Source organism: Streptomyces coryli (genome assembly GCF_011044975.1).
GTDB lineage: Bacteria > Actinomycetota > Actinomycetes > Streptomycetales > Streptomycetaceae > Streptomyces > Streptomyces coryli.
The window spans coordinates 1-1,976 of sequence record NZ_JAAKZV010000498.1; the positions used below are offsets into that span (position 1 = coordinate 1).

At 69.6% G+C, this 1,976-nt stretch carries 2 protein-coding genes; both read right to left on the reverse strand.

The features are described 5' to 3' along the window. A partial coding sequence (locus tag G5C51_RS41690; RefSeq protein WP_206314884.1) for a hypothetical protein occupies positions 1–1,259 on the reverse strand: 1,259 nt, incomplete at its 3' end. Continuing rightward, positions 1,249–1,976 (reverse strand): DUF8175 domain-containg protein (locus G5C51_RS41695; RefSeq protein WP_206314885.1); only part of this gene is annotated, 728 nt, incomplete at its 5' end. The genes G5C51_RS41695 and G5C51_RS41690, both read right to left, overlap by 11 nt.

The window sequence follows — 1,976 nt, forward strand, 5'->3', positions numbered from 1 at the left end:
CAGCACCCGCGGGGGCGGGGTGGGGTGCCGTTGGCTCCGCCTCCGCCGCCTCCGCCGCCTCCGCCCCCGCGGGTGCTGTGGGCGGCGACGCCGCCGGCGGCCGGGTTCGTGGGACGGCCCTGGCCGCCGCCGTTCGGGGACTCGCTGTTGGAGGACGAGCGGGAGCTGTGGGTCTTGATGCCCTGCGAGACCAGCGCGGCCGGGGACGCCATGACGGCCGCGGCCGGGTTGGAGGAGCTGGCGCGGCGGCCGGCCTTCGCGGACATGATCTCGTCGCCGAAGCCCGGTACGAAGCGGTAGATCATCGCGCTGGCGAAGATCGCGAGAAGGATGATCGCGAGGCCGGAGACCACGGCGGAGAAGGAGTCGGGACCGTCGTCGGCGGAGAGCGCGCCGGCGAGGCTGAGCACGATGACGACGACGGGTTTGACCAGGATGACAGCGATCATGATGCCCGCCCAGCGGCGGACGTGGTGCCACATGTTCTTGTCGACGAGCCCGGCGTAGACGGCGGTGCCGAGCATGGCGCCTACGTAGAGCAGGGCTGCCCTGATGACGAGCTCCAGCCAGAGCACGCCTGCGGCGAGGACGGACACGAGCGAGACGACGATCAGCATGATCGGCCCGCCGCCGATGTCATTCCCCTTCTTCAGCGCCTCGGAGAAGCCGCCGAAGAAGGTGTCGGTGTCCTGCGCCGTACCACTGCCGATCGCCTCCGTGACGCCGTCGGTGGCGGCGACGATCGTATAGAGGATGAGGGGGGTGAAGGCGGAGGCCAGCACCGTAAGCCAGAGGAACCCGATCGCCTCGGTGAGCGCCTCGGTGAGAGGGACGCCGCGGATGGCGCGCTTGGCCACGGCGAGGAGCCAGAGGGTGAGGGTGAGGATCGTCGACGCGGCGAAGACAACGGCGTACTGGCGGAGGAAAGTGGTGTTGGTGAAGTCGACGGTGGTGGTTTCCTTCACCGCCTCGCCGAGCTTGTCGATGGTCCAGGAGGCGGCTTTGGCGCAGCCCTTGGCGAGAGAGGCGAGGGGGTCTACGGAGTCGCCTACGTCGGAGGGGGAGGGGGTGTCGGCTTTGCCGCCGGAGTCGCCTTTGTCGCAGTAGTCCCTGGCGGGACCCACGATGAGATCGCAGCGATCGTCCTCAGGGTCGGGTGACGGTGCCGCGGCGGCCCGCCCGGCGAATGCGACCGCAGCAGCCTGCACCGACGCCAGTACGGCGACGGCGGAGACGGCTCGGCGTCGGCTAGCGGGCATACGTGAACCCTCCGTACTCCTCGACCGCCTTGGCCATCTCATCTGCGGCGGAGGCGCGCTGGTCGCCATTGACGGGGGTTGGGCCCGCCTTCTGGGAGAACGACTCGACCTTCCAGTCGCCGTTGTCCCAGCGGAGCTTGAGGTTGAGCGTGAACCAGTCGCTGGTCACGGGGTTGGTGGAGCGCTCGCCCGCGGTCCCGTAGATGCCCGTGCACCAGACCTCCAAGGTGGCGGCCGTGCCGCTGAAGTCGGTGACCTTGGTGCCCATCGGGGAGGTCCGGGAGATGTAGGTCATGCCCTTGGGGGCCTGGCCGTTCTCGTTCAGGCCGAGCTTGTCCAGCAGGCTTTTCGAGTACGTCTTGTCGAACTTGCCCTGCAAGGCGTCGACCTTGCTGGGTACGAAGAGGCGGTCGATGATCTCGTGCCGCTTGTCCCGCTTGAGGATGTCGCCGGACACGAGCACCACGGCGTAGTTGGCCGCCGCCGACTGCGCCCCCTGCTCCGTCTTCGCGAACCCCGCCGGAATACCGCCGTTCTTCCCCTCGACCGGCCGCTCCCCGCTAGGGGCAGTCGGCTCCGCCCCGCCGCCGTCCTTGCCCTCCTGGTCGCCATCGCCGCCCCCGCCACCGCCACGCGTGGCGAAGGCGATCGCGGCAATGAGCACGACCACGATCCCGACGATCGCCATCATGCTCCGCGACGCGCCCGCCCCTGGAC